The sequence below is a fragment of the Ferranicluibacter rubi genome (assembly GCF_011603255.1).
In the GTDB taxonomy this organism is placed as follows: Bacteria; Pseudomonadota; Alphaproteobacteria; order Rhizobiales; family Rhizobiaceae; genus Ferranicluibacter; species Ferranicluibacter rubi.
This window is the reverse complement of the sequence record NZ_JAANCM010000003.1, coordinates 14945-41804: the sequence shown is the minus strand read 5'-3', so window position 1 is coordinate 41804 and position 26860 is coordinate 14945. Positions and strand designations below refer to the sequence as shown.

At 63.9% G+C, this 26860-nt stretch carries 18 protein-coding genes; 14 read left to right on the top strand and 4 right to left on the bottom strand.

Going from position 1 to position 26860, the window contains the following annotated elements:
- The first annotated feature begins 290 nt into the window (after positions 1-290).
- The 8 genes from G8E10_RS06850 to G8E10_RS06815 all read left to right on the top strand — a co-directional run bounded on the left by G8E10_RS06850 (position 291) and on the right by G8E10_RS06815 (position 14659).
- Complete coding sequence (locus G8E10_RS06850; RefSeq protein ID WP_110801243.1) at positions 291-7316, top strand: beta strand repeat-containing protein; 7026 nt, start codon at positions 291-293, stop codon at positions 7314-7316.
- A gap of 261 nt (positions 7317-7577) precedes the next feature.
- A complete protein-coding gene (locus G8E10_RS06845) occupies positions 7578-9182 on the top strand; it encodes an ABC transporter substrate-binding protein (RefSeq protein WP_245420109.1) in 1605 nt (534 codons plus the stop codon).
- Between the two features lie 70 nt (positions 9183-9252).
- Positions 9253-10269, top strand: coding sequence for an ABC transporter permease (locus G8E10_RS06840; RefSeq protein WP_110801245.1), 1017 nt, complete (start codon positions 9253-9255; stop codon positions 10267-10269).
- A gap of 37 nt (positions 10270-10306) precedes the next feature.
- On the top strand, positions 10307-11179 hold the full coding sequence (locus G8E10_RS06835) for an ABC transporter permease (protein WP_110801462.1): 873 nt from the start codon (positions 10307-10309) through the stop codon (positions 11177-11179).
- Between the two features lie 9 nt (positions 11180-11188).
- Entirely contained in the window at positions 11189-12058 is an 870-nt protein-coding gene (locus tag G8E10_RS06830) for an ABC transporter ATP-binding protein (protein ID WP_245420110.1), read from the top strand.
- Positions 12055-12813: an ABC transporter ATP-binding protein gene (locus G8E10_RS06825; RefSeq protein ID WP_110801246.1), complete on the top strand. Its 759-nt coding sequence runs from the start codon at positions 12055-12057 to the stop codon at positions 12811-12813. The genes G8E10_RS06830 and G8E10_RS06825 overlap by 4 nt, the downstream gene beginning before the upstream one ends.
- 32 nt (positions 12814-12845) lie before the next feature.
- Positions 12846-13595 (top strand): FadR/GntR family transcriptional regulator, encoded by a 750-nt coding sequence (locus G8E10_RS06820; protein WP_110801247.1) that lies wholly within the window; start codon positions 12846-12848, stop codon positions 13593-13595.
- Positions 13592-14659: a dienelactone hydrolase family protein gene (locus tag G8E10_RS06815; protein WP_110801248.1), complete on the top strand. Its 1068-nt coding sequence runs from the start codon at positions 13592-13594 to the stop codon at positions 14657-14659. Before G8E10_RS06820 ends, G8E10_RS06815 begins: the two co-directional genes overlap by 4 nt.
- A gap of 3 nt (positions 14660-14662) precedes the next feature.
- On the opposite strand, the gene G8E10_RS06810 is transcribed toward G8E10_RS06815, so the two are convergent.
- Together G8E10_RS06810 and G8E10_RS06805 are read right to left on the bottom strand one after the other, a co-directional pair.
- On the bottom strand, positions 14663-15811 hold the full coding sequence (locus G8E10_RS06810; RefSeq protein ID WP_110801249.1) for a mandelate racemase family protein: 1149 nt from the start codon (positions 15809-15811) through the stop codon (positions 14663-14665).
- 71 nt (positions 15812-15882) lie between these two features.
- Positions 15883-17316, bottom strand: coding sequence for an aldehyde dehydrogenase family protein (locus G8E10_RS06805; protein ID WP_110801250.1), 1434 nt, complete (start codon positions 17314-17316; stop codon positions 15883-15885).
- Between the two features lie 250 nt (positions 17317-17566).
- Here G8E10_RS06805 and G8E10_RS06800 point away from each other — a divergent pair, with 250 nt between their 5' ends.
- Together G8E10_RS06800 and kdgD are read left to right on the top strand one after the other, a co-directional pair.
- Positions 17567-18301 (top strand): FadR/GntR family transcriptional regulator, encoded by a 735-nt coding sequence (locus G8E10_RS06800; RefSeq protein WP_167128173.1) that lies wholly within the window; start codon positions 17567-17569, stop codon positions 18299-18301.
- A 79-nt stretch (positions 18302-18380) separates the two neighbouring features.
- The gene (kdgD, locus tag G8E10_RS06795) at positions 18381-19313 is read left to right on the top strand and encodes a 5-dehydro-4-deoxyglucarate dehydratase (RefSeq protein ID WP_132664989.1); all 933 of its coding nucleotides are present in this window, start codon (positions 18381-18383) and stop codon (positions 19311-19313) included.
- Positions 19314-19380: 67 nt separating this feature from the next.
- On the opposite strand, the gene G8E10_RS06790 is transcribed toward kdgD, so the two are convergent.
- Together G8E10_RS06790 and zwf are read right to left on the bottom strand one after the other, a co-directional pair.
- Complete coding sequence (locus G8E10_RS06790) at positions 19381-20259, bottom strand: lytic transglycosylase domain-containing protein (protein ID WP_110801464.1); 879 nt, start codon at positions 20257-20259, stop codon at positions 19381-19383.
- 125 nt (positions 20260-20384) lie between these two features.
- Positions 20385-21902: a glucose-6-phosphate dehydrogenase gene (zwf, locus tag G8E10_RS06785; protein WP_110801465.1), complete on the bottom strand. Its 1518-nt coding sequence runs from the start codon at positions 21900-21902 to the stop codon at positions 20385-20387.
- A 204-nt stretch (positions 21903-22106) separates the two neighbouring features.
- Between zwf and G8E10_RS06780 the strand changes: the two genes are divergently transcribed.
- The 4 genes from G8E10_RS06780 (at position 22107) to G8E10_RS06765 (ending at position 26855) form a co-directional block, all read left to right on the top strand.
- A complete protein-coding gene (locus G8E10_RS06780; RefSeq protein ID WP_110801466.1) occupies positions 22107-23036 on the top strand; it encodes an ArsR/SmtB family transcription factor in 930 nt (309 codons plus the stop codon).
- 114 nt (positions 23037-23150) lie between these two features.
- Positions 23151-24662 carry an arabinosylfuranosidase ArfA gene (gene arfA / locus G8E10_RS06775; protein WP_110801253.1) on the top strand — a complete coding sequence of 504 codons (1512 nt, stop codon included), beginning with the start codon at positions 23151-23153 and terminating at the stop codon, positions 24660-24662.
- Between the two features lie 158 nt (positions 24663-24820).
- Positions 24821-25924: an ABC transporter ATP-binding protein gene (locus tag G8E10_RS06770; RefSeq protein ID WP_110801254.1), complete on the top strand. Its 1104-nt coding sequence runs from the start codon at positions 24821-24823 to the stop codon at positions 25922-25924.
- On the top strand, positions 25917-26855 hold the full coding sequence (locus G8E10_RS06765) for a carbohydrate ABC transporter permease (protein WP_110801255.1): 939 nt from the start codon (positions 25917-25919) through the stop codon (positions 26853-26855). Before G8E10_RS06770 ends, G8E10_RS06765 begins: the two co-directional genes overlap by 8 nt.
- Positions 26856-26860: the final 5 nt, after the last annotated feature.

The window sequence follows — 26860 nt, the reverse complement described above, 5'->3', positions numbered from 1 at the left end:
CTTACATTCCCTACTCTGAAACATGCCAGCGGCGGACGGGATGGCGAAAGGCACCATCTCCGCGGCTACCGACATGTCGATTTCGCGCGACCACGCCGCGAATATCGAGGCGCATGCAATCCTTTCACGTTGCTCGCTTCAGGCTCATGCAAGCCAGAGGCAATACTCAAGACGGTAACCAGCCGTATCGATGGGGTGTTCGCCCATGCTCGTTCGGAGGGAGAGCTTTGTCCGTTGGCAGGGCTCGGCGCCCGTCGCGAGTGGGCCGGTTAAGTGTGGGGATTGATAGCATGACGACAATTGCTTCCGGCCTGAGCGTCACGCAAATCCGGTCCCTGTCCACACCCGCCGTTGCGGCCTGGACGACCGAAGATGTCAGCTCCCTCTCCACGCTGCAGATCAAGGCCCTCTCCTCCTCCCAGATCGCTGCCCTCGACGTCGAGGACGTGGAGATTCTCAGCACCGACCAGCTCAGCGCCATCTCCCGCGCGGCCATTGTCGGTCTGACACTCGATCAGCTCAGCGCCCTGCACAAGACCGGCATCGAGGCGCTGTCCTCGTCGCAGGTCGGCGGAATGACGACGACGCAGATCGGTGCATTGACGGCCGATCAGGCGGAAGCCCTGACGCCGGCCCAGATCAGAGGGCTGACCAGCGCCCAGATTGCCGCCCTGAGCGCGGAAGACCTCGCGACCTTTTCGACGGAGGACATGAACGCGATCGCGGGCACTGCCATTCGCGGGCTTCGGACAGAGGTGCTGTCTTCGCTGACGAACGACCAGATTTCAGCGCTGAACACCGGCGCCGTCTCGAACCTGTCGAGCGACCAGGTCGTCGCCCTGAGCAAGGATCAGGTCGAATCGTTCACCTCGTCACAGGTTTCCGCCCTCAGCTCGCTCCAGCTTGCGGCGCTCGAGACGGAAGATGTCGACGTTCTTTCCATCGAAGACGTCGCGGCGATCTCCATCCGGTCGATCGCCGGTTTGCGTATTGCCGGCCTGTCGAACGACAAGCTTTCCGCGCTCTCGCCTGCGCAGATCGCCGCTCTGGGCGCATCGCAGATTTCTACGTTGAGCACAGGGCAGCTGGCGGCCTTCAACAGCGTTCAGATCGCAGCGCTGGCACCGAGATCCGTCGCAGCCTTGACGACGGACCAGATGGCCGCCCTGACCTCGGACCAGATCGGCGGTTTGTCCTTCACGCAGGTAAAGAGCCTCACCTCTACGCAGGTCTCCGCCCTGTCGTCCAGCCAGATCGCCGCATTGTCGACGTCTGCGATGTCGGCCGTTACGGGGCAGACATTTTCCGGAATTCAGCCGGACGCCATCCCCGGGCTGACGGCCGGTCACGTTGCGGCGCTCGCGACCAGCGTCATCGCCAGTCTGAGCAGCCGACAGATCGAGGCGCTGAACGGCGCGCAGCTGGAAGCCCTTACACCCGTGCAGGTCAAAGCCTTCAGCTCGACCCAGCTGGCCGCCCTCGATGCTGACGATATCGCCAATTTCTCCCCCACCGATATCGCCGCCATCAGCGGCCAGGCCGTGCGAGGTCTGAAGACCGACGTCGTTGCAGCACTTTCAAACGCACAGCTCGCTGCGCTCAGCACCGCCACCGTCGCCGCGCTGACGAGCACCCAGGTCAACGCCTTGACGACCGCGCACCTCCCGGCCCTGCTCCCGTCGCAGATCGCCGCTCTCAGTGCATTGCAGATCAGCGGTTGGGGCTCCGAGCAGTTTGAGGCGCTCTCCACGGCGCAGATCGCGAAGCTCGGAACGCAGACGATTGCAGGCCTCAGCACGCTGCAAATCAGCACCTTGAGCGCAGAACAGACGGGAGCGCTGACCTCCCAGCAAGTTCGGGCACTGAACTCGACGCAGGTTGCAGCCCTCGGGCAAAGCGCACTGGCCTCCTTCTCGTCTACGGCCATAGCGGCCATTTCGACGATCGCCATCAAGGGCCTGGGCACCGACGGCATCGGTCATCTGTCCACAGGCCAGATCGCGGCGTTCACCTCCAGCCAGACGGGCGCTCTGACGACCCTACAGCTATCGGCCATGAGCAGTCTGCAGGTCGAGGCCCTGTTACCCGGACAGATCCGAGCCCTCTCCGCGACGCAGCTTGCCGCGCTCGATACAGCGGCTATCGGTACCTTCTCCAGCGAGGACATGACCGCCATCACCAACAGGGCGATCTCAGGCTTGCAGACGGACACTCTCGCCGCGCTGTCGAGCGACAAGATCGCGGCTCTGAGCACGAGCGCCATCGTCAGCCTGACGTTGGCCCAGATCGCGGCCCTGCAGACGGGCCAGGTTGCCGCGCTGTCTTCCGATCAGATCAAGGCCCTGAGCGCTTCTCAGCTTTCTGCCCTCGGTGCGGATGATCTCGCCTCTCTATCGACCGACAATATCGGGGCAATCTCCAAATTGGCCCTGTCCGGACTGACGACGGACGTGGCCGCAACACTGTCGACAGCGCAGATTGCCGCCTTGACGACAACACAGGTTGCCGGGCTGACGAAGGGACAGCTGGCCGCGATGGGCACGGCGCAGATCGAAGTCCTGTCGCCAACGCAGATGGCCGCCCTGACCTCCGTGCAAATCTCCGGCTTGAGCGACGAGGCTATCGCCACCCTCTCCACGGACGATATCGCGGCGATGACCACGGCGGCGGTGCCGGGCCTCAACATTGCAGCTCTTTCAGGAAGCCAGCTGGCCGCCCTGACGACCGCGCAGGTCGCAGCTTTGCGGACAACGCAGATTGCGGCACTGTCGACCGATCAAATCGGGTCACTCTCGACGGCACAAGTGGCTGCTCTGAGCGCGACTTCGGTGGCGGTGCTCTCGACGGCGCAAATGGCTGCCCTCAGCACGGCCCATCTTGCGTCTCTCAGCACCACCCAGGTCGCACGGCTGACCGCGCAGCATTTCACCGTGCTCAACGCGAGCGATCTCGCAGCATTTTCCGTATCCAATGTCGCCGCGATCAACAGCCGCGCCCTGCCCGGCCTCAGCGCCGATGTCGTGGCGACGCTTGGGACCGCCAAGATCGCAGCCTTGGGAACATCGGCCATCGCAAACCTGACGACGGCGCAGATCGAGGCCCTCGGGACGGCGCAGGCCGAGGCGCTGTCTTCGGTCCAGATTCGCGTGCTGACCGCAGCACAGCTCGCCGCGCTCGGCGCCGATGATATCGCGACCTTCTCCAAGGAGGAGTTCGCTGCCATCAGCACCACAGCCATAACCGGCCTCAGTAGCGATGTGATGGAAAGTCTGACCGCGGACAAGATCGGTGCCCTGAGCACGGCTGCGATCGCGCGGCTGACGACCACGCAGATCTCGGCGATGGCCGCAAGCCAGATCGCGTCCCTTTCGGTCGCGCAGGTCAAGGCCCTGAGCGTCACGCAGATGGCCGCACTCGACGTCGCGGATATCGCCGCCTTCCCGAGGGCAAACATCGCCGCACTCGGCAGTCAGGCACTCTCGGGCATCGGCACGGATCTCGTCGCGGCCCTTTCCACCGCGCAGGTCGCAGCGCTGGGGACGGCTGCGCTCGCCGGTCTCTCGACCCTGCAGGCGTCGGCTTTCTCCACCGGGCAACTCGCCGCCCTTTCCGCTTCGCAGGTCAAACAGCTGACCTCGGCGCAGATGGCCGCTCTCGCCGAGAACATTTCGGTCTTCTCCACCGAGCAAGTGGCTGCCATGACACCGCTTGCGATCGGCGCGCTCGGGACCGACCAGATCGCAGCCCTCAGCGATTTGCAACTGGCGGCGCTGACCTCCGCGCAACTGGGCGGGATGACGTCGCAGCAGATGGCCGGGTTTAGCACCGCGGATATCGTTGCGTTCTCCTCGCAGCGCATCGGGTCGCTGAGCAGCAGCGCGGTCAGTGGTCTCTCGACCGCCCAGATCACGGCGCTTGGCGCAGACCAGATCGTCAACCTCTCCACCCGGCAGGTCGCAGCCTTGAGCTCGGCCCAGATCGGTGCCCTCGCAACTTCCAATGTCGCCGTGCTCTCGACGGCGCAGATCGCAGCGCTTTCGAGCGCGGCGATTTCCGGCTTCACCTCGCAGCACATCGCCGTGTTGACGACGGACCAGGCGGAAGCGCTGACCAGCGCCCAGGTGGGGAACCTGACGTCGGGTCAGATGTCGGGGCTCCAGTCGGACGACATGGCCACCTTCTCGACGAGGGATATCGCGGCCATTACATCCGCTGCGATTGCCGGCCTCACCACCGCCACGATCGCCACGCTCTCCACGAGCCAGATAGCCGCTCTTAGCGCATCCAGCGTGCACGGCTTGACCACGCGCCAGCTGGCAGCGCTGCAGACAGGGCAGGTGGAAGCCCTGACCGGCGTCCAGATCGCAGCCCTCAGCTCGTCCCAGCTGTCCGCCCTGTCCTCCAACGCCATCGCCACCTTCACGACACGCGAGATCGCCGCAATCGATGCGGTTGCCATCGTCGGTCTCTCCTCCGCCACCATCGCGTCGCTCGATCCAAGCAAAATTGCAGCATTGAGCACTGCGGCCGTCGCAGCCCTCGGCTCCCGCCAGATCGACGCCCTCAGCGCAGACCAGATCGCAGCGCTGACCCGTGCTCAGCTGGGCGCCCTCACCTCCCGGCAGACGGCCGTGCTGACCTCCACCGACATCCAGGCCATTCTGCCCAAGAACATCAGCGCCCTGTCGTCCGACGCGATGGCCGGGCTGACCTCCGAGGCGGTCACGGCCCTGACGAACGATCAGATTGCCGCCATCAGCGCCAGCGGCATCAGCGGGCTCAGCACCTCGTTGATCGCGCATCTGAGCAGCACGCAGGTGCAGGCTCTCGGCACCACCCAGATCGCTGCCCTGAGTTCACGGCAGGTGGCCGTTCTCGCCGCCAGCGACGTCGCCGCGATGACGGCGACGCAGATCGCCGCGCTGAGCGCCGCAGGCGTTGCCGGCCTGACCACCCAGCAGATCGGCGCACTGAGTGCCGATCAGGCGGAAGCTCTCAACGGCGTCCAGATCGCAGCCCTTGGCTCGCGGCAGCTGGCAGCGCTCGGCACCGGCGCGCTTGCCCGCTTCAGCCTCACCGATATCGCTGCCATTTCCGCCTCGGCCATCGCAGGCCTGTCCACGGCGACGATCGCAACGCTTTCGGCCGAGGGCGTCGCTGCGCTCAGCACAGGCAGCATTGCCGGCCTGAGCAGCACGCAGGTCGCAGCCCTTTCGAGCGACCAGGTCGATGGTCTGACGACCGCGCAGGTCGCAGCACTCACCTCCAAGCAGGTCGCCGCACTCGGGACAGCAGCCGTCGCAGCACTGTCGCTCCGCCAGATGGCCGCTCTGAGCGCCGACGGCGTCGCGGGCTTCACAGCCACGCAGATCGCCGCCCTGACCTCGGACCAGACGGCCGCCTTCACGCCGACGCAGGTCGCAGCCCTCAGCTCCGCCCAGGTCGCAGCGCTGGCCAATGAGGATCTCGACGGCTTCTCGACGGCGGATATCGCCGCCTTCGGCTCTGCGGCGATCCCCGGCCTGTCAACGACGGCGATCGCATCGCTGTCTGCAGAACAGGTCGCAGCTCTCAGCGCCTCCGGCGTGGCGGGGCTCAGCACCGACCAGATCGCCGCGCTGAACAGCAACCAGATCGAAGTGCTGACGACCGCGCAGCTTGGTGCGCTCTCCTCACGGCAGGCGTCAGTTCTGGGAACCGAGGATATCACCCTCTTGTCTCCCGCCCAGATCGGTGCGTTGGGAACGAGCGGGATTGCCGGTCTCTCCACGGCCGCGATCTCCATCCTCACGATCGATCAGGTCAAGGCCCTGACGAGCGTTCAGATGGGAACGCTTTCGTCGCAACAGCTGGCCCTGCTCAGTACCGACGCCTTGGACAACCTGGGGACGGCGCAGCTTGCGGCGATCAGCTCTCTCGCCATTCCCGGCCTCTCCACGACGGCGATCGCATCGCTGTCCATGAACCAGATCGCCGCACTCGGCACATCCGCAGTCGCAGGCCTCGGCACGGCACAGATCGCAACTCTCAGCGTCGATCAGGCCGAAGCGCTGACGGCGTCGCAGATCGCGGTGCTCGATTCCCGCCAGCTGGCGGCCCTTGGCGCGGATGATATCGACCGCTTCACCACAAACGAGATCGCCGCCATCAGCTCGACCGCCATCGCCGGTCTCTCGTCGGCCATGCTCTCCTCATTGACGCAGCAGCAGATCGCGGCCCTGAGCCCGGGCGGCATTTCGGGGCTCGCCTCGACGCAGATCGCCGCCCTCACCTCCAGCCAGATCGAAGCCCTGAGCCTTGCACAGGTCGGCGCGCTGACCTCCAGCCAGATCGGCGCCCTGAAAACGAGCGGCATCGCCGGTCTTTCGGATAGCCAGCTTGCCGCCTTGAGCATCAAGGGCATTGCCGGCATCAGCAGCGGTCAGGCGGCAGCGCTCAGCGCTGCACAGATGCAGGTCCTGTCGACCGGTCAGATCGCGGCTCTGAGTTCGGAGGCCATTTCGGGCCTGACGACGGACAGCCTCGCAACGCTGAAGCCCGCCAAGATCGGCGCCCTCGGCTCGACAGCCGTAAAGGGTCTCCCGACCGCGTTCATCGCCGCGCTGTCTCTCACCGAAATCGCAGGCCTCGGCACGGGCACCGTTTCCGGGCTGACGAGCGGGCAGCTTGGCGCGCTGAGTGCCGAGCAGATGGATACGCTCACGACCAGCCAGATCACCGCCCTCAGCCAGAGCGGTCTCGCCGGCCTGACCACGACGCACCTCGCGACCTTCTCCACGCAGGATATCGCCGCGATTTCGCTGGGCGCCATCAAGGGATTGAGCACGACCATCGTTTCCGGCCTGACATCGACCAGTATCGCGGCTTTGACGACGGGCCAGGTCGCCGCCCTCGGCTACAGCCAGGTGAGCGCCCTGACCCCGGCGCAGATCGAAATGCTCACGACATCGCAGGTCGGCGCTTTCGGCCTCATGCAGGCGGCGGCCCTCGGCTCGGACGATCTGGTTCGGCTGACGCCGGAACATATCATCGCGCTCGGCACCGGCGCGATCTCCGGTTTGAGCACGCGCGCCATTTCCGGCCTCACCGTTGCACAGGCGGAAGCCTTCACACCCGCCCAGATCAACGGCATGACCTCCGCGCAGCTGCAGGCTCTGACGGACGTGGCGATCAACGCCCAGACGACCCCGAGCACCTCCAGTGCCCGTGCCGCCTCGGCTTCGGAGACCTCCAGCGCGCAAAGCGCGTCGTCCGCCACATCCGAACAGCCGAGCGAGAGCAGTGCCTCGCTGATCATGTCGATGCTGAGCGTGTAGCAGGCGGACAGGAGCGCCGTCTGAAAGCCGCGCTCCTGTACCGATACCATCCAACCGCTCGTTCAAGACGGGTCGGACTGCCGAATCCTATGCCGACCCATCAAGCAATCATCGCTGCCTTTGGCCGCGTCTGACCTCCCGTGGGCGCAGCCCTCTTACCCATCCATCCAAATCCGATTGACAGCCAAGGTAAGACATCATATCTCTTGTCTCGGAGTTGAGGAACGGAATGCTGCTGGGGAGCAGCGTGTGGAGGAAATGATGCATCGCATGATCAAAGCACTGTCGACGATTTTGGTTGGTTCCACCTTGCTGACCAGTCCGGCATGGGCTGAAACGCCGCCGAATATGCTGGTTGTCGGCTTTTCCATGAGCAATATCCTGACGCTGGATCCCGCCGCCATCACCGGCAAAGAGACGGTACAAGTTCTTGCCAACATATATGATAACCTTGTTGGGCTCGACGCTGTCAACCGCGCGCAGGTCAATCCGCAGCTCGCCGAGAGCTGGAGCGTCAGCCCCGACAATACGGCAATCACCTTCAAGCTGAGGTCCGGCGCGACCTTCGCCTCCGGCAACCCCGTGACGTCGGCCGATGTCGTCTGGTCACTGAAGCGTCTCCTGACGCTGAACCTCGCGCAGGCCTCCTTCCTCAAGACGCACGGCTTCACCGCCGCCAATGCCGAACAGAGCTTCACCGCCCCCGACGAGACGACGGTCGTCATCACCCTGCCGAAAAAGGTCGATCCGGAGATCATCGTCCAGACGCTCGGCATCGTCGGCCCCGGCTCGGTGCTCGACAGTAAGGTCGTGATGGAACACGATAAGGCCGGCGATCTCGGCTCTGCCTGGCTCACCAACAATTCCGCAGGATCCGGCCCCTACACGCTCGGTCAGTGGCGCTCCAACGAGCGGGTCATTCTCGACCGCAACGAGAGCTACTGGGGTGAGGCGCCCGGCATGAAGCGCATCATGATGCGGCATCTGGCGGAATCCCAGAGCCAGCGGCTGATGCTCGAAAAGGGCGATATCGACATCGCCTATTCGATGTCGGCCGCCGACCTGAAGGCGCTGGAGAAGAGCGACAAGGTCGAGGTGCAGACCAATGGCGGCAGCGGGTTCTACTACCTCGCCGTCTCCATGAAGGACGAGAAGTTCCAGAAGCCGAAGGTGCGCGAGGCGCTCCGCTACCTGATCGACTATCAGGGCCTGAACGACACCGTCCTGCCCTATTTCGGACGCTTGCGGGATCGGCCGATCCAGACCGGCCTTTTCGGCGCCCTGCCGAATGCGGGCTACAAACTGGACGTGGAGAAGGCGAAGGCGCTGCTGGCGGAAGCAGGCTACCCCGACGGCTTTTCGACGACGCTCCGCGCGATCTCCGATGCGCCCTTCATGAATGCGGCGACCGCCATCCAGGCGACGCTGGCGCAGGGCGGCATCAAGGCCGAGATCATCACCGGCAGCGGCGACCAGATCTATGGCGCGATGCGCGAACGGAAGTATGAACTCCTCGTCGGCCGCGGCGGCGGCGGGCAGTTGCCGCACCCGGACAGCAACCTGCGCGCCATCGTCTACAATCCCGACAATGCCGACGAAGCTAAGCTGACCAACTTCCAGGGCTGGCGCACGGCCTTCTACGACGAAAAGATCAACAGCATGGTCGATGCGGCGCTCGTGGAGACGGACAAGGCGAAGCAGGTCAAGGATTACGAAGCGATCCAGACCTATTATGCCGATGTCCTCCCGGCCATCCAGCCCTTCGCCGAAGTGGTCGACAGTGTCGGCTATCGCGCCGACATCAAGGGACTGGCGCTCAATCCGTCTTGGTCCACGCGGCTGCGCACGGTGACGAAAGAGCGCTAGCGCGCTTTGGCCGGCGTGCCCGCACGCCGGCTGCCGCCCCTCGACCTCTTCGCATTTCAAGGACGCCGTCATGAACAATGCGCGCTTTTCTGCTTTCGGCAGGCAGGCAGGGACCATTCTGGTCACCCTCATCGGCCTTCTGATCCTCACCTTCTGCATCGGCCGCCTGATGCCGGTCGATCCCGTGCGCGCGATCGTGGGGGAAGAGGCCGACCGGGCGACCTACGAGATGGTCGCCGAGCGGATCGGGGCCAACCTGCCGCTCTACCAGCAGTTCTTCAAATATGTGAGCGACCTGCTGCACGGCGATTTCGGCGTCTCGATCCGCACCGGACAGCCCGTCATCAACGATATTCTGCACGTGATGCCGGCAACGATCGAGCTTGCGACCTTCGCCATCATCGTCGGAGCGGGCCTCGGCATTCCCTTGGGCATTCTCGCGGCCGTGCGCCGCAACAAGCCCGTTGATCACGTCATCCGGTTTTTGACGCTCATTGGCCATTCCATGCCGATCTTCTGGACCGGCATGATCGGCCTCATCGTCTTCTACGCGGCGCTTGATCTTGTCGGCGGCGGCGGCCGCGTGTCGGATTACTATATTGGCCTCGTGCCGGAGACGACCGGCTTCCTGCTGATCGACTCGATGCTGGCCGGCGACTGGGAAGTCTTCTGGGACGCGGTCAACCACCTGCTGCTGCCGGCAAGCATTCTCGGCTATTCCTCGATGGCCTACATCACCCGCATGACCCGCAGTTTCATGCTGGACCAGCTGAACCAGGAATATGTGACCACCGCCCGCGTGAAGGGTCTCTCGAAAAGCCGGACGATCTGGCACCATGCCTTCGCCAATATCCGTGTCCAGCTCGTCACCATCGTCGCGCTCGCCTATGGCAGCCTGCTCGAAGGCGCCGTGCTGATCGAGACCGTGTTCTCATGGCCGGGCTTTGGCCAGTACATCACCAACAACATGCTGGTCGGCGACATGAACGCGGTGATGACCTGCGTCCTGCTCGTGGGCGTCATCTTCATCGGGCTCAATCTCCTGTCCGATGCGCTCTACAAGATCTTCGACCCGAGGACGCGCTGACATGACGACGAAAACCATCGACATCGGGACCGCAGCCATGACCGCTTCCAGTGAGAAGACCTATACGGCCTGGAGCCGCCTGCTCCGTGTTCTCAAGGACCTGCTCGCCAATCCCTCCTCCGGCTTCGGCCTCGTGGTCATCGCGATCCTCCTCGTCACGGCGCTCGTGGCACCCTGGATCGCGCCCTATGAGCCGAACATGATCAACCTCGCCAAAGCCCTGCAGCCGCCGTCCGCCACCCATCTGTTCGGCACGGACGAGCTGGGCCGCGACGTGCTCAGCCGCATCATTCACGGCTCGCGCATCAGCCTGACGATCATCACCATCGTCTCCGTCATCGTCGGCCCGCTCGGGCTTCTGGTCGGCACGACCGCCGGCTATTTCGGTGGCTGGTACGATACGGTCATGATGCGCATCACCGATATCTTCCTGTCCTTCCCGAGCCTCATCCTGTCGCTTGCCTTCGTGGCGGCGCTGGGCGCCAGCCTAGAAAACGCGATCATCGCCATCGGCCTCACCGCCTGGCCGCCGATCGCGCGGCTGGCGCGCGCGGAAACGCTGACCTTTCGCAATGCCGACTACATCTCCGCGTCCCGCATGCAGGGCGCCTCCAAGCTGCGCATCATCATCAAGTCGATCATGCCCATGTGCCTGCCCTCCGTGCTCGTCCGCGTCACGCTCAGCATGGCAACGGTGATCCTGACGGCGGCAGGCCTCGGCTTTCTCGGCCTCGGCGCGCAGCCGCCGCTGCCGGAATGGGGCGCGATGATCGCCACCGGGCGGCGCTACATGCTCGACAACTGGTGGCTGGTCGCCTTCCCCGGCGGCGCCATCCTTCTGGTCAGCCTCGCCTTCAACCTGCTCGGCGATGGCCTGCGCGATGCGCTCGATCCGAAACAGGGCCACTAGGAGGCGATGATGGAAACGCAGATGGACAACCCCACGCCTCTTCTCCGCGTCGAAGGCCTGCGCGTCAGCTACCGCAACGGCAAAGCCTTCACGCCCGTCGTCAAGGGCGTGTCGTTCGACCTCGGCCGCGAGCGGCTCGGCATCGTCGGCGAGTCCGGTTCGGGCAAATCGACCATCGGCCGCGCGCTCCTCAAGCTGCTGCCAACCGCGCGGATCGAAGCAGACCGGATGGATTTCGAGGGCACCGATCTTCTGGCCGCAAGCGAGCGCCAGATGCTCTCGATCCGGGGCCGGCGGATCTCGATGATCCTGCAGGACCCGAAGTTTTCGCTGAACCCGGTGCACCGCGTCGGCGACCAGATCGCCGAGGCCTATCGCGTCCATAACAAGGCCTCTGCCCAAGTAGCGCGCGACAAGACGCTCGCCATGCTCGAGGCGGTGAAGATCCGAGATCCCGAGCGGGTCTACGGACTTTATCCCCATGAGGTCTCCGGCGGCATGGGCCAGCGCATCATGATCGCCATGATGCTGATCCCCGAGCCGCAGATCATCATCGCCGACGAGCCGACCTCGGCGCTTGATGTGACGGTGCGCATGCAGGTGCTCAACATCCTCAACGAACTGGTGACCAACAAGGGCATCGGCCTCATCATGATCAGCCATGACCTCAACCTCGTGCGCAATTTCTGCGACCGGGTGCTCGTCATGCGCCACGGCGAAGTGGTGGAGGAGCGCGCCGCGCGCGACATGCAGAACTGCGTTCACCCCTACACCCGCGGCCTTCTTGCCGCGCAGCCGCATATCGGCGGAAGCCGTCGCCCGCTGCCGGTGCTCAACCGCGAGCCGGCAATGCGCAGCACATTGGAGGCCCAGCCATGAACGCCATCGATGTTCGCAATGTCTCGATCGACCTCGGCTCCGGCGCCGCCAAGCGACGGATCCTCGGGGACGTCACGTTCTCCGTCAAGCCGGGCGAATCCTTCGGGCTCGTCGGCGAATCCGGCTCCGGCAAATCGACCATCCTGCGCTGCATCGCCCGTCTGCTCACGCTCTGGGACGGCGCCATCGAGATGGAGGGCAAATCGATCAATGACATGCCCTTCGCCGATTACTGCCGCATGGTGCAGATGGTGTTCCAGGACCCCTACGGTTCCCTCCACCCGCGCCAGTCGATCCGCACCGCCCTACAGGAGCCCCTGCGCATCCACCGCATGGACCGGCAGCTGGAGCGGATGGAGCGGGCACTGACCGATGTCGGGCTCGACCCCGCTTTCCTCGCCCGCTATCCGCACGAGCTTTCCGGCGGACAGCGCCAGCGCGTGGCGATTGCTCGCGCGCTGATCCTGGAGCCGCGCATCCTTCTGCTTGACGAGCCAACCTCCGCGCTCGACGTCTCCGTGCAGGCCGAGGTTCTGAACCTGCTGGCGGATCTGCGGGTCCGGCGCAACCTCACCTATCTCTTTGTCAGCCACGATCTGGCGGTGATCGACCATATGTGCGAACGACTGGCAGTGATGCAACATGGGCGCGTGGTGGAGATCATGGATCGCTCGGTTCTCTCCACCGGCAAGGCCAACGACCCCTATGCCCGGGAGCTGATCGAAGCGAGCCTTGCCTACGACCAAGCCGTTTAACGGTCCACCGCCCGCTGGAGGGGCTCTACGCCATGACGATAGATGCCGACAACCCCGCCCCAGTTCCCGCAGGCGGCCGGAGACGCGAGACCCTGAGTTCGCAGGTCATCCGCACGCTTGCGGACCGCATCCGGCAGGGCGAATATTCCCGCGGCTCGCAATTGCCGACGGAGAAAGTGCTGATCGACGAGCTTGGCGTCAGCCGCACGGTCGTACGCGAGGCGATCGCCAATCTGCGCGCGAGCGGCCTCGTCTCGATCCAGCATGGGGTCGGCGCTTTCGTCCGTGATGATGCGGGTATTCCACCCTTCCGGCTTGCCCCGGAAAGGCTGACCATGGTGGAGAACCAGTTGAAAGGCCTCGAACTGCGCATCGGCATCGAGTCCGAAGCTGCGGCTCTGGCGGCCGAGCGTCGTACGCAAGTCGATCTTGATGCCATGGCCGCCGTCTGCGACGCGATGGACGACGCCATCCGGGACGTCGTCCGCGACAGCCAGACGGATTTCGAGTTTCACTGTGCGGTGGCCAAGGCCAGCCAGAACGAACATTTCTTCGGCATCTTCAACTATCTGGGCGAAACGCTGATGCCGCGCATGCGGCTGCAGACCAAGGACGTGGAAGACGCGGTGTTTCAGGCGAATCTTGCGCGGGTCAACGCCGAGCACCGTCTGGTCCTTGCCGCCATCGCCGAGCGCAACATCGACGGCGCCCGGCTGGCGATGCGACAGCATCTGACGGTCAGCCGCGACCGGATGATCGAACGCATGCGCCGCGGCGGATGATCGACGGCGAAAACATGTCGGATCTCGCCAAGCGCCTGCGGGATAAGAAAGCCTTCGCCTGGAACTTCGACCCGGCCGTGTCCGATGTCGCGACATGGCAGAGAACGACGCTTGCTGCGGTGCGCAACGCGCTCGGGATCGGGATCGGGATCGGGACGATCGCTACGCCCTCAGCGACACCCCTTGCCGAATGGGAGGATGATGGGTCTTTCGGCCAACACCTGCAGCTTGGCTTCTCGAATGGAGAGACAGCCGACGCCTATCTGCTCCGCCCTTCCACCAAGCATCCGACGCCCGGCATCCTGCTCTTCCACGATCACGGCTCCTTCTTTTCCATCGGCCGGCAGAAGCTGATCCGGCGGCCTGACGAGCCGCTTGAAACGGCGGCGCAGTCGAACGAATGGGCCACCCGTCTCTACGGCGGCCAGCACGTCGGCAATGTTCTGGCCCGACGCGGATACAGCGTTCTCTGCGTCGATACGCTGGGATGGGGCGGGCGCTCGGGAACGGGATACGAGGGCCAGCAGGCGCTGGCGGCGAACCTCCTGCAGTTCGGCCAGTCGCTCGCGGGCGTGGTGCTGCAAGAAGATCTGGAAGCGCTGGCTTTCCTGAAACAGCTCGACGGGGTCGACCCGGAGCGCTTGGCAAGCTTCGGCTTTTCGATGGGCGGCGCGCGGGCCTGGCAGGTGGCGGCCCTTTCGCCGGATGCGAAGGCCTGCGTGTCCGGCGGGTGGATGGGCACCCTGTCGGGGCTGATGCAGTCCGGCAGCAACCAGCTGCGCGGCCAGTCCGCCTTCTACATGCTGCATCCCGGCATCGCCGGCCGGATCGATTATCCCCATCTCGCGGCGCTTGCCGCGCCCAAGCCCGCCCTCTTCTTCAGCGGCCGCGACGACCGGCATTTCCCGGAAGCCATCGCTACGGACGCCTTTCGCCAGATGCGCATGATCTGGGATACCACGGATGCACCGAACGCGCTCCACACGCGGATGGTGCCGGGCGGACATGTCTTTGCGGTGCAGCAGCAGGACGACGCGATCGACTGGCTCGACCGCGTCCTCTGAACCTCAGGCGACGAGATTGGCGTCGATGAAGTCGAAGTTGATGTCTTCGCCGAGCCCGGGCTTGTCGGAGATGTGAACGTAGCCATCCGCGTCCATCGGATCGACCAGGCCGTTCAGATATTCGAAGCCATCGTCATATTCGAGGAAGGGGTGCAGCAGTCCGCGCTCGTACCAGTTGGCGTTCTTCGAGCAGGCGGCGATGATCAGGTTCGGCGCGCCATTTCCGTGGATCTCGCAGTTCATGCCGAAGGATTCGGCTAGATGCATGCACTTCATGGCCGGGCTGATACCGCCGACATCGTGAACGCCCGTGCGTAGGATGTCGCAGGCCTTCGTCGCAATCCATTCCGCACGGCTGAAGTGCTTGCCGCCGGCGCTTTCGGGCCCGAGAACGGGGATATCGAGGTTTTCGGACAGCCACGCGTAGGACATCGAGCTCTGCTCGTCCATCGGCTCCTCGATCCAGTCGAAACCGAGTGCCTCAAGCCCGCGGCCGAGCTTCAGCGCGTCCGTCCGGGTATACCAGTGGAAGGCGTCGATCATCAGGTGGATATCCGGACCGACGGCTTCGCGCACCGCCGCGCACGCCTTGAGGTCCATGCCGACATCCGGCGCCCAGGATACCGGCGGCATCCAGGTGTGCAGCTTGATACCCTTGTAGCCGCGCGCGACGAGCTTTTCGGCAAACCGGCCGTAATCCTCCGGGGTCGCCAGACCGTTCTCCAGCTCGTCGCCGCACATGATCGAGCCATAGGCGAGCATCTTCTCGCGGTAGGTGCCGATCAGCTTGTGCACCGGCATGTTCAGCTTGCGCCCGGCGAGATCCCACAGCGCGCAATCGATGATCGCCAGCGTCCTGTCGGTCAGCTGCGCCGCGCTGCCGCGCTGCCAGTGGGCCAGTTCCTGCCAGAGCCGCTCTCGCGCGAAGGGATCGGCGCCGATCAGCACCTTCTTCACGAACTTTTCGATGACATGCGGCCGCACGACTTCGGGCGCCGCGAAACAATAGCCTTCTCCGCCCTCGTCATCGACAATGGTCAGGAGCGCGAGGTTCACCTTGTGCGCCGGCCCCGGATGGGCATGGCCGGCCGTGTCCTGATGGCGATAGGTGGTGTGGGCAAAGACACGCACGTGGACGTCGACGATTTTCACGGAAATTCCTCCTGGGATGGGCGCGGCGAACGCCGCTGCCGGTCATTGCGAAAAAGAGAGGGGCCGAAGCCTCACGCCAGCGTGTAGGCGGTCTTCACCACGGTGAAGAACTCGGCGGCATAGCGGCCCTGCTCACGCGGGCCGAACGACGAGGCCTTGCGGCCGCCGAACGGCACATGGAAATCAACGCCGGCCGTGGGCAGGTTGACCATGACCATGCCGGCCTCCGCATTGCGCTTGAAGTGTGTCGCGTGCTTCAGGCTGGTGGTGGCGATGCCGGCTGACAGCCCGAACGGCGTGTCGTTGGAGATGGAGAGTGCCTCTTCATAATCCCGAGCCCGGATGACGCTGACCACAGGCCCAAAAATCTCCTCGCGCGAGATGCGCATCTGGTTGGTCGCCTCGGTGAAAAGCGTCGGCTGCAGGTAGAAGCCGGGCGTCTCGCGCGTCAGCACCTCGCCGCCGAATGCCAGCTTTGCCCCTTCGGCCTTGCCGATATCGATATAGTCGGTGTCTTGGCGCAGCTGCCGCTCATCGACCACAGGGCCGATATGCGTGCCGGGCTTCATCGCATTGTCCACCGTCAGCGTTTTCAGCCGTTCGGTCAGCGCCACAACGAAGCGGTCGTGGATGCCTTCGGTGACGATCAGCCTTGAGGATGCGGTGCAGCGCTGGCCGGTAGAGAAGAAGCCGGAATTGGCAGCCGCCTCGACCGCGACCGGAAGGTCGGCATCGTCGAGAACCACCATCGGGTTCTTGCCACCCATTTCCAGCTGGAACTTGTGGTTATGCTCGATCGAGGCGAGAGCGACCCGCTTGCCGGTGCCGGTCGAGCCCGTGAAGGTGAGACCGCCAAGATCCGGGCTGTCGAGCAGCGCCTGCCCAACGACGGAGCCGCGCCCCATGACGAGGTTCAGCACACCCTTGGGAAGACCGGCGCGGTGAAGAATATCCACGATCGCCCAGGCACAGCCGGGCACGAGGTCCGCCGGCTTGAAGACGACCGTATTGCCATAGCAAAGCGCCGGCGCGATCTTCCACGCGGGAATGGCGATCGGAAAATTCCAGGGCGTGATGATCCCGACGACGCCAAGCGGCTCCCGTGTCACCTCGACGCCGATCCCCGGCCGGGCCGATGGCAGGGTCTCGCCTGCCAGCCGCAGCGCTTCGCCTGCGAAGAAATCGAAGATCTGTGCGGCACGCGTCACCTCGCCAATCGCCTCGGGAAGCACCTTGCCCTCCTCACGCGCCAGAAGCGCGCCGAGTACTTCCTTGCGCGCGAGAATTTCGTCGGACGCCTTTCGCAGGATGGCGTGGCGCTCCAGAATGCCGGAACGCGACCATGCCGGAAACGCAGCCTTGGCCGCAGCGATGGCGTCCCGCGCATCGTCGGCACTCGCCTGGGCGTAGAGACCGACGACGTCGTTGGTATCCGACGGGCTCAGGTTTGGTGAGGCCTGCGCACCGACCCACTCGCCGGCAATGAGGTTCTGGTAAATGGTCATATTCGTCTCCTCCACACATCCGCCCGGGTCAGGCGCATTTCCGCCGGCCATCGATCGCCTCGAGCCCAGGCGCCCGCCTCCAGCAGGAGCACTTGTTATCATATAACTGACGTATGTCATCCTATAAGACTTCACTTCCACGTCAATTAATTTCTTCCCGCATATGCGTCACATGGTCTATCTTTGCGATAAAAGCAGACGAAACAAAGCGTTCGCAGAGCGGGGATACGTGAAGAGATCGGACCACGACATGCAGGGTACGCCGGCGCGCAAAGGACGAAACCTTGTGGCCACCGTCAGCCACAGGCTGCGTGCCGCCATTGCGGACGGCACACTGAAGCCGGGCGACAAACTGGCAAGCGAGAGCGGGTTGACCGAAGAGCACCAGGTCAGCCGGACCGTTATCCGCGAGGCCATCGCGTCCCTGCGGGCCGACGGACTGGTGGAGGTGCGGCATGGCGTCGGCGTGTTCGTTCTGGCCACGCAACCCAAGCCGCAAGGCGGCCTGCAGAGCGTCGATCCCAACCGCGTCTCGTCCATCATCGAGATGCTGGAGGTTCGCGCTGCAATCGAAATCGAGGCCGCGGGCCTTGCTGCCGGGCGCTGTTCCCCCGCACAGCAGGAGCTTGTTTTCGAGGCGCTGCACGTGATGAACAACCAGATCGCATCGGGCACCGCCACGGTGGAGAGCGACCGCGCCTTCCACCTCGCCATTGCCGACAGCACCAACAATCCCCGCTTCCGGGAACTGCTGCAGGCGATCGGCGAGCAGATGATACCGCGCTCTCTTCTGGGTAACGACAGGCCGGAGGCCACGCCCGCCGACTACCTCTCGCAAATCCAGCAGGAACACGAGACCATCGCCCGCGCGATCGCCGACCGAGACGAGACGGCTGCGCGGGATGCGATGCGCAACCATCTGAAGGGCAGTCAGCAGCGTTACCGGGCTCTGATGCGCAGCACGCGCAGCAATACGACGGCATAGATCATACAACTATTGACAGAGATAATATCTCTAGCTATCATCCTCCGGAATGCAACGTCTGGAGAACATCCCCTTGTCCATGGATCCCATCGAACTGAAGCACGCGCTCGGCGCCGGCCTCCTGTCCTTCCCTGTCACGCCCTTTGGCGCCGACGGGCTGTTCAATCGCAAGGCCTATGAGGCGCATGTCGGCTGGCTGGCCGGTTTCGATGCGACGGTTCTGTTTGCCGCCGGCGGAACGGGGGAGTTCTTCTCGCTGGAGCCTGCGGAAATCCCCGAGATCGTCGCGGCGGCCAAGGCTTCGGCCGGAGCCACGCCGATCGTTGCGGGCTGCGGCTACGGCACGCGCATCGCGGTCTCCATCGCGAGATCCGCGGAAAAGGCCGGTGCCGACGGCATCCTGCTCTTGCCGCACTACCTGATGGATGCGAGCCAGGAAGGCCTCTACCAGCATATCAAGACCGTCTGCCAGTCGGTCTCGATCGGGGTTATGGTCTATAACCGTGATAATTCGATCCTGACAGCGGACACGCTGTCGCGCCTTTGCGACGCCTGCCCCAACCTCGTCGGCTTCAAGGACGGCTCCGGCGACATCGCGCTGGTGCGCCGCATTACGGCGACGATGGGCGACCGCCTCACCTATCTCGGCGGCATGCCGACGGCGGAACTCTTTGCCGATGCCTATCTCGGCGCCGGCGTGACGACCTATTCCTCGGCCGTCTTCAACTTCGTGCCGGCGCTGGCCCATCAGTTCTATACGGCGCTTCGCGCCGGCGACACCGCGACCACCAACCGCATCTTGATCGACTTCTTCTACCCGTTCATGGATATCCGCAATCGCCAGAAGGGGTATGCGGTCTCCGCCATCAAGGCCGGCGTGCGGCTGATGGGCTTCGACGCGGGTCCGGTCCGCGCGCCGCTAACCGACCTGACGGCGGAAGAGGTGCGGATGATGGAAGCGCTCTGCGAGCCCTATCGCAACATGACACCGGTATCGCAGGCCGCCGAATAGAGGCCAGAATATGCACTCCTGAAGGCCCGGCATTGTCGGGCCTTTTTTCTTTGACGCAGATGAAGGGTCACCGACGGGGCCTGTTGCGAAAGACGATGCAGGCGCCGCCGGTTTTCCGCACGATGGCGCAAAGGGCGTCCGCCTCCTGCCGGTTCTCGCGCCCGATGCGCGCGGCGTAGCGCGGCCGGTAGCCGAAATTGCCGCCGCGCTGGCGGATCAGAAGCGCGCGCTCGGCATTATAAGGCGCGGGTAACCGAGCGACGGCCAATGTGAAGAGCTTCATTGCGGTGGCAGGATTGTAGTGCCCGGCAAGCTGCACGCCCCAAGGCGCCCAGTCGGCCGAGCCGGCGAGGACGGGATCACGGATAATGCGACTGGTCGCAAGCGCGATGCAGGCATCGAGAAACGGCTTTGCCGGATCGAGCACCGGGGCGGCACTTTCGGGCGGGCTGGTTTTCCAGGTCTCGGCGGGATGTCCGGTGATGGCGAAGACGTAATCCTGCGTTTCCAGCGGCAGCCTCCCCGTCGAGAGAAACCGCGAAAGCCCACCCTCCCCGGCGTTATAGGCCGCGGCGGCAAGGCCGAGATTGCTGAACCGCGTGCGAAGCTCCTGCAAGTAAGCCGAGGCGGCATCGAGCGACTGGATGACGTCGAAGGTGTTGCCAAGGCCTCTCGCGCGCGCCGTGCCCGGCATGAACTGCGCTATGCCTTCTGCCCCCTTGGGGCTGACGGCCTCCGGCCGGAACAGGCTTTCGCGCCAGAGCAATCGTGCGAAATAGTCGGGCGGCAGATCCGACCGTTTTGCGAAGTGCTCGATCGCCCGGCAAAGATCGCCGGTGAAACTCTCTTTGCGGATACAGAGCGCGGGTGATGCCGCACCGCCCTCGTACAGACAGCCGGCGTCCCGCTCTTCCTTGGTCTGGGCAACTGCCTCCAATGCCTGCATGGGTAAGAGACATACGCCGAAGAACGCAACACGAAGGGCGGGAAAGACGGTGCGGCCGCGCAGCCGGGACGTTCCTTCCTCGTCCCGGCAGAAAGCAGCCTGCGCTCGCAGTTCCATCCCGCGCGTCAACGGGTGACGAGATCGTGCCAGGCGAGACCATCGCGGGCGAGGAGATCCGCTGCCATGTCCGGCCCGAGCGAGCCGGGAGCGTAGGGTTCAGGTGCGCCGCCTTCGGCCCAGCGGTCAAGAAACGGTTGCACGGCCCGCCAGCCTGCTTCCACCGCATCCGCCCGCTGGAACAGGGTCTGGTCGCCGGTCAGGATATCGTAAATCAGGGTCTCGTAGCCGTTCAGCCGGCCGATATCGAACAGGCCGGCATAGCGGAAATCCATCACCGCCGGCTCCACCGCCACGCCGATGCCGGGCCGCTTGATGAGCATATCAAGGCTGATTCCCTCGTCCGGCTGGATCTGGATGACGATGCGGTTCGGCGGCAGGTGCGCGTTCTTGAGGCGCGGGAATTGCGCGAACGGCACGGGCTTGAACGTGACGATGACCTCCGTATCCCGCACGGTGAGCGCCTTGCCGGTGCGCAGGTAGAACGGCACGCCGGCCCAGCGCCAAGTGTCGATCATCAGCTTCAGCGCGACATAGGTCTCCGTCGTGCTGTCGGGTTTGACGTCAGATGTTTCGGTATAGGCCGGAATGGTCCGGTCGCCGATGGTCCCGGCGGTGTAGGCGCCGCGCACGCTGTTTTCGGCCGCCTCCTCGGGCTCGTAGATCCGGATAGCGCGCAGGACCTTGGCCTTCTCGTCCCGCACGGCTTCCGCGTCGAAGCTGATCGGCGGCTCCATAGCCACCATGGACAAAAGCTGGAACAGGTGGTTGGGCACCATGTCGCGAAGCGCCCCGGTGCCGTCGTAGAAACTGCCGCGCGTACCGACATCCACGGTTTCCGCCGCCGTGATCTGGATATGGTCGATGCTGTCGCTGTTCCACAGCTTCTCGATCATCATATTGGCGAACCGCAGTGTCATGATGTTCTGGACCGTTTCCTTGCCGAGGAAATGGTCGATCCGGTAGACCTGCGTTTCCGCCACGCGGGCCAGAATACGTGCGTTCAGCGCCTTTGCCGACGCCGCATCATGCCCGAACGGCTTTTCGATCGCGATACGGCGAAACGCGCCGTCGGCTTCCGTCGTCAGCCCATGATCGGCGAGCTTCTCCACGATATCGCCGAAGAAGCGCGGCGGTACGGCGAGGTAGAAGACCGCGTTGCCGGTAAGTTCGGCGGCGATCTCGGTGTAGATCTGATCTGCCGTGAAGTCTCCGGCGCGGTAGCGCAGTTTTGGACGCAGGCTCTTCCAGGCCTCGATACGCTGCGCGTCGCCCTCACCGAAATGCCCGGCACCGAAGGTCTCGAGGCTCGTCCTGAGCATCTCGTCATCGCCCGCGTCCTTGCCGATGCCGAGCACGGTCGAGGACGGGTTGATCAGCCCTTCCCGCTCCATGTTGATGAGCGCGGGAACGAGTAGGCGGCGGGTGAGATCCCCGGTCGCGCCGAAAATCACCAGCGTGGCGGGCGGCGCGGGATCGAGATTGCCGAGGGCTGCGCCTGAAGTGGCGTCAGCGGTCTGCTGCACGCGGGCTGTCGGTGTCGTCACACGGGTCTCCTTCACTGATAACAATCGCACCGGCATCCTCTCGGCGGCACGCGCGGTCGCCCCAAGAGATAGGGCGGGTGGAACCGGGTTCACATGTCGAACGCACGCAAATGCGGCTGTTGACTGGATCAGTTTTATCGATATGAATGAAAACCTCGAAGGCTTAGCTTGGAGTGCCAGATCGTGAGCCGAAATTTTCTCGTCGTCGATCCTGAAGAAAACCAGGCCGTTTTGAAGGGACTGGCGTCGCCAGCCCGCATTTCAATCCTGAAGCTGCTGCAAAGCAAGGGGCCGATGAATGTCAATGACATCGCTGACGTCCTGCGATCACCGCAATCCAGCGTGTCGATCAACGTCCAGATGCTGCAGGAAGCCGGGCTGATCCGCACAGAAACCATCAAGGCGCGGAAGGGAAACCAGAAGGTTTGTCACGCACTTTACGATGAAATCCTGATCGTTTTGAAGAACGATATCAAGGAAACGGAACCGGATGCCATCGACGTGTCCATGCCTCTCGGCCTTTACACGAGTTTCGAGGTGTCGGCACCCTGCGGGCTCTGTTCGGTCGATGGCATCATTGGGCTGCTGGACGTACCCAGCACGTTTCTCGATCCCGACCGCATGAAGACCGGGCTGATATGGTTCACCCGCGGTCATGTCGAGTACCAGTTTCCCAACAATGCCCGCCTTGCCAATGCGCAGATCCGCGAGCTGGAATTCGTGCTGGAGCTCTCCTCCGAAGTTCCCGGCACCAGTGCCGACTGGCCTTCCGACATCACGCTTGGCGTCAACGGCGTGGAGGTGGGAACATGGACCTCTCCTGGGGATTTCGGTGATAAAAGAGGGGTTTACACGCCGGACTGGTGGAAACTGAAGGGCTCGCAATATGGGAAACTGAAGAGCTTTCGGGTGAATGACGAGGGCTCCTATGTCGATGGCCTGCGGATGTCCGACATTCGTCTCGACGACCTGAAACTGGACGTCCACCATTCCATCCGCCTGCGGATCGGTGTGCGCGACGATGCTAAGCACCCGGGCGGCATCAACATTTTCGGGCGCGGTTTCGGCAACTACGATCAGGATATCCTGCTGCGGCTGCGCACCCGCAAGTAAGACCTCGCTTTCGCACTGCACAACATTTTCCGCTTGACGCTTCCCGCCGCCTCCGCTCTATTAATCTTAAATCATGATACAAATCATGAAATATGATTTATTTGGGAGGACGGCATGAAGGCGACAGTTATCGCCCACAGCAAATTCACGATCTCGGAGATCGACCCGCGGCTCTACGGCTCGTTCATCGAGCATCTGGGCCGCGCCGTCTACACCGGGATCTACGAGCCGGACCACCCGACGGCCGATTGCGATGGCATGCGCCAGGATGTTATCGACCTCGTGAAGGAGCTGCAGGTCCCGATCGTCCGCTATCCCGGCGGCAATTTCGTGTCCGCCTACAATTGGGAAGACGGCATTGGCCCGCGCGAAGAGCGCCCCGTTCGCCTCGATCTCGCCTGGCACACCTCGGAGAGCAATCAGGTCGGCATCCACGAGTTCGCCGACTGGTGCGAGACGGTGGGCACGGAGATGATGCTCGCGGTCAACCTCGGCTCACGCGGGCTCGACGAGGCCCGCAACTTCCTCGAATACGTCAATCACGAAGGCGGCAGCACCTGGAGCGACAAGCGCCGTGCCAACGGCCGCGAAGCGCCGTTCGACGTGCGCCTCTGGTGCCTCGGCAACGAGATGGATGGCCCCTGGCAGATCGGCCACAAGACGGCCGACGAATATGGGCGGCTGGCTCATGAGACGGCAAAGGCCATGCGCGCCTTCGACAGCCGGCTCGAACTCGTCGTCTGCGGCTCCTCCAACGCGCACATGCCGACCTACCCGCAATGGGAGGCGACGGTGCTGGAGCATACCTACAACGAAGTCGACCATATCTCGCTGCATATGTACTTCGAGAACCGGGCCAAGGACACGGCGAGCTATCTCGCCCGCAGCCTGGAACTCGACACCTATATCGGCACGGTCGCTGGCGTCATCGCCTATGTGAAGTCGAAGAAGCGCTCCAAGAAGGACGTCTATATCTCCTTCGACGAGTGGAACGTCTGGTACCACTCCAAGGAGCGGGATAAGGCGATCCTCGAAGGGCACAATGGCTGGCCGGAAGCGCCGCCGTTGCTGGAGGACGACTACAATTTCGAGGATGTGCTGCAGGTCGGCTGCATTCTCAATACGTTCATCAACCGGGCCGACGTGGTGAAGATCGCCTGCCTTGCGCAGCTGGTCAACGTCATCGCGCCGATCATGACCGTGCCCGGCGGCCCTGCCTGGCGCCAGACGATTTTCTATCCCTACTATTACGCATCGGTCTACGGTCGCGGCACGGCACTGAAGCTGATGGTGGACAGCCCCAGCTACACGGTCGAGGATATCGGGACGGTCCCCTATCTCGATGTCTCCGCCGTGCACGACGCGACATCGGGCCATGTCACCTTCTTCCTCGTCAACCGGCATCTGAGCGAAGCGCTCGATCTTGATGTCGGCCTGCTCGAATTCGGCGCGCTGTCGATCGTCGAGGATCAGGTCATCGCTCATTCCGACCTCGGCATCACCAACACCGCGGAGACGCCCGACAACGTCGTGCCGGTGAAGGGCGAAGGCGCTCTGTTTGCGGATGGTCGTCTCACAGCGCCCATCGCGCCGCTGAGCTATCGGATGATCCGCCTCAAGGCCTGACACGGGTCAAAAAGCGGCATTGCGAACCGGAGGAGGATACCCGGTTCGGTGACACGGAATGGCGGCAAGGATGGCGGATGGACGGGCGGGAGCCCGCGCCACCGCCGGGAGGATATGATGCAGACCTGTGTTTTGAACGACACCGGCAGGAGGCTTGCATGACCGCGCAGATCGAGATCGACAGCGTAACGAAGCGCTATGGCGCGATGACGGTGCTTGAAAACCTCTCGCTATCCGTCAAAGCCAATGAGTTCATGGTGTTCCTCGGCCCCTCCGGCTGCGGAAAATCGACGCTGCTGCGCATGATCGCCGGGCTCGAAAGCGTGGACGAGGGCACGATCTCCATCAATGGCGAACGGATCGACACCCTGCCGCCCGGCCAGCGCGGCATCGCCATGGTGTTCCAGTCCTACGCGCTCTATCCGCATATGACGGTCGCCGACAATATGGCCTTCGGCCTAAAGAATATCGACGTGCCCAAGGGCGTGATCGATGCGCGTCTGGCGGAGGCCGCCCGGATGCTGGAGATCGGGCATCTCATGGAGCGCAAGCCTGGCCAGCTCTCCGGCGGGCAGCGCCAGCGCGTCGCAATCGGTCGCGCCATCGTCAAGGAACCCAAAGCCTTCCTGTTCGACGAGCCGCTTTCCAACCTCGATGCAGCTCTTCGGGTTCGAACCCGCGTGGAACTCGCGCAGCTGCGCAACCGCGTGAAGTCCACCATGATTTTCGTCACGCATGACCAGATCGAGGCGATGACGCTGGCCGACCGTGTCGTCGTCATGAACAACCGGCAGATCGAGCAGATCGGCACGCCGATGGACATCTATCTGCGGCCGGTCAGCCGGTTCGTCGCGACCTTCGTCGGGTCACCCACCATGAACTTCCTGCCGGTCACCCTGTCGGAAAGCGGCAGCTTCCTCGTCGCGACACTGCCGAACGGCGCGCAGCTGACCACCACCATTCGGGCCGATGGCGTAACGGCGGGCGAACAGACGCTCGGCATCCGCGCCGAGGCCGTTCGTCGCGCGGATGCTGGCGCCGTCAACACGATGCCCGGCCGGGTCGAGGTGCTGGAAAGGCTCGGCGACCGCACGCTGCTTTATGTCCGGCTGAAGGACGGCGGCATGATCGTCGCCGAGGATATCGGCATGAGCCGCGTCGCCATCGGCGATGAGATCGCACTTGTCCTCGACGGCACGCGGACGCATTTGTTCGATGCCGAGGGCCGGGCCCGCCATGCGGAGGAGATCGGCCATGGCTGACCTGACGCTCGGCAGCACATCCCCGGCGGAACGGCCCGCACCGTCCCGGCGACGGGTCCAGAACGTCAATGCGCCGCTCTGGCGCAATGCGATCTTCGTCGCGCCCTACCTCGTTTTCTTCGTTCTGCTGCTCATCGTGCCTCTGTTCTGGGGCATGTGGATGAGCCTGCACAAGGCGGATGCGTTTTCCACCGGCCGCTTCGTCGGGCTTGCCAATTACACCAGGCTTTTCAACGACCGGATCTTCCTGCAGGCCATTGGCAACACGTTCTACTTCGTGCTGCTCACCGTTCCCGCCCTGGCGCTAATCGGTCTCCTCCTCGCGCTGGCGCTCAACCGGCAGACGCGCACGGCAGCGGTGCTACGCACCGTCTTCTTTGCCTCGTCCGTTCTGTCCGTCACCATCGTCACGCTGATCTGGCGCATCGTCTTCGTGCCCGGCTTCGGCCTCCTGTCCACCGTCTACGGCTGGTTCGGCGCCACGGCCCCGGCCTTCCTGTCCGACCCGAAGCTGGTCATGATCGCCATCGCCATCGCGACGATCTGGTGGTGCGTCGGCCTTCCGATGATGCTGTTTCTCTCCGCGCTCCAACAGATACCCGGCGATATCTACGAGGCAGCCGCGCTCGACAATGCGGGGCGTTGGCGCACGTTCCGGTCCATCACCTTCCCGTCCATCAAGCGCACCTTCGTGCTGGTGGTCGTCATCCAGATCGTGCTGCAGTTCCAGCTTTTCGGACAGGCGCGACTGATGACGAATGGCGGGCCCAACAACGTGTCCACCCCGCTCGTCCTCTACATCTACGACGCCGCCTTCAAGCGGTGGGATCTCGGCCTCGGCGCTGCGGCTTCCGAAGTCCTGTTCGCGCTGATTCTTGTTGCCGCGATGATCCAGTATCTCGTTTCCCGCCGGAAGGGAGAGGACGCATGAGCACG

What these genes read in the sequence shown, in the direction of transcription:
- G8E10_RS06850 (WP_110801243.1), top strand. Translation starts at nt 291, where the DNA reads ATGACGACAATTGCTTCCGGCCTGAGCGTCACGCAAATCCGGTCCCTG.
- G8E10_RS06845 (WP_245420109.1), top strand. Translation starts at nt 7,578, where the DNA reads ATGCATCGCATGATCAAAGCACTGTCGACGATTTTGGTTGGTTCCACC.
- G8E10_RS06840 (WP_110801245.1), top strand. Translation starts at nt 9,253, where the DNA reads ATGAACAATGCGCGCTTTTCTGCTTTCGGCAGGCAGGCAGGGACCATT.
- G8E10_RS06835 (WP_110801462.1), top strand. Translation starts at nt 10,307, where the DNA reads ATGACCGCTTCCAGTGAGAAGACCTATACGGCCTGGAGCCGCCTGCTC.
- G8E10_RS06830 (WP_245420110.1), top strand. Translation starts at nt 11,189, where the DNA reads ATGGAAACGCAGATGGACAACCCCACGCCTCTTCTCCGCGTCGAAGGC.
- G8E10_RS06825 (WP_110801246.1), top strand. Translation starts at nt 12,055, where the DNA reads ATGAACGCCATCGATGTTCGCAATGTCTCGATCGACCTCGGCTCCGGC.
- G8E10_RS06820 (WP_110801247.1), top strand. Translation starts at nt 12,846, where the DNA reads ATGACGATAGATGCCGACAACCCCGCCCCAGTTCCCGCAGGCGGCCGG.
- G8E10_RS06815 (WP_110801248.1), top strand. Translation starts at nt 13,592, where the DNA reads ATGATCGACGGCGAAAACATGTCGGATCTCGCCAAGCGCCTGCGGGAT.
- G8E10_RS06805 (WP_110801250.1), bottom strand. Translation starts at nt 17,316, where the DNA reads ATGACCATTTACCAGAACCTCATTGCCGGCGAGTGGGTCGGTGCGCAG.
- G8E10_RS06800 (WP_167128173.1), top strand. Translation starts at nt 17,567, where the DNA reads ATGCAGGGTACGCCGGCGCGCAAAGGACGAAACCTTGTGGCCACCGTC.
- kdgD (WP_132664989.1), top strand. Translation starts at nt 18,381, where the DNA reads ATGGATCCCATCGAACTGAAGCACGCGCTCGGCGCCGGCCTCCTGTCC.
- G8E10_RS06790 (WP_110801464.1), bottom strand. Translation starts at nt 20,259, where the DNA reads ATGCAGGCATTGGAGGCAGTTGCCCAGACCAAGGAAGAGCGGGACGCC.
- arfA (WP_110801253.1), top strand. Translation starts at nt 23,151, where the DNA reads ATGAAGGCGACAGTTATCGCCCACAGCAAATTCACGATCTCGGAGATC.
- G8E10_RS06770 (WP_110801254.1), top strand. Translation starts at nt 24,821, where the DNA reads ATGACCGCGCAGATCGAGATCGACAGCGTAACGAAGCGCTATGGCGCG.
- G8E10_RS06765 (WP_110801255.1), top strand. Translation starts at nt 25,917, where the DNA reads ATGGCTGACCTGACGCTCGGCAGCACATCCCCGGCGGAACGGCCCGCA.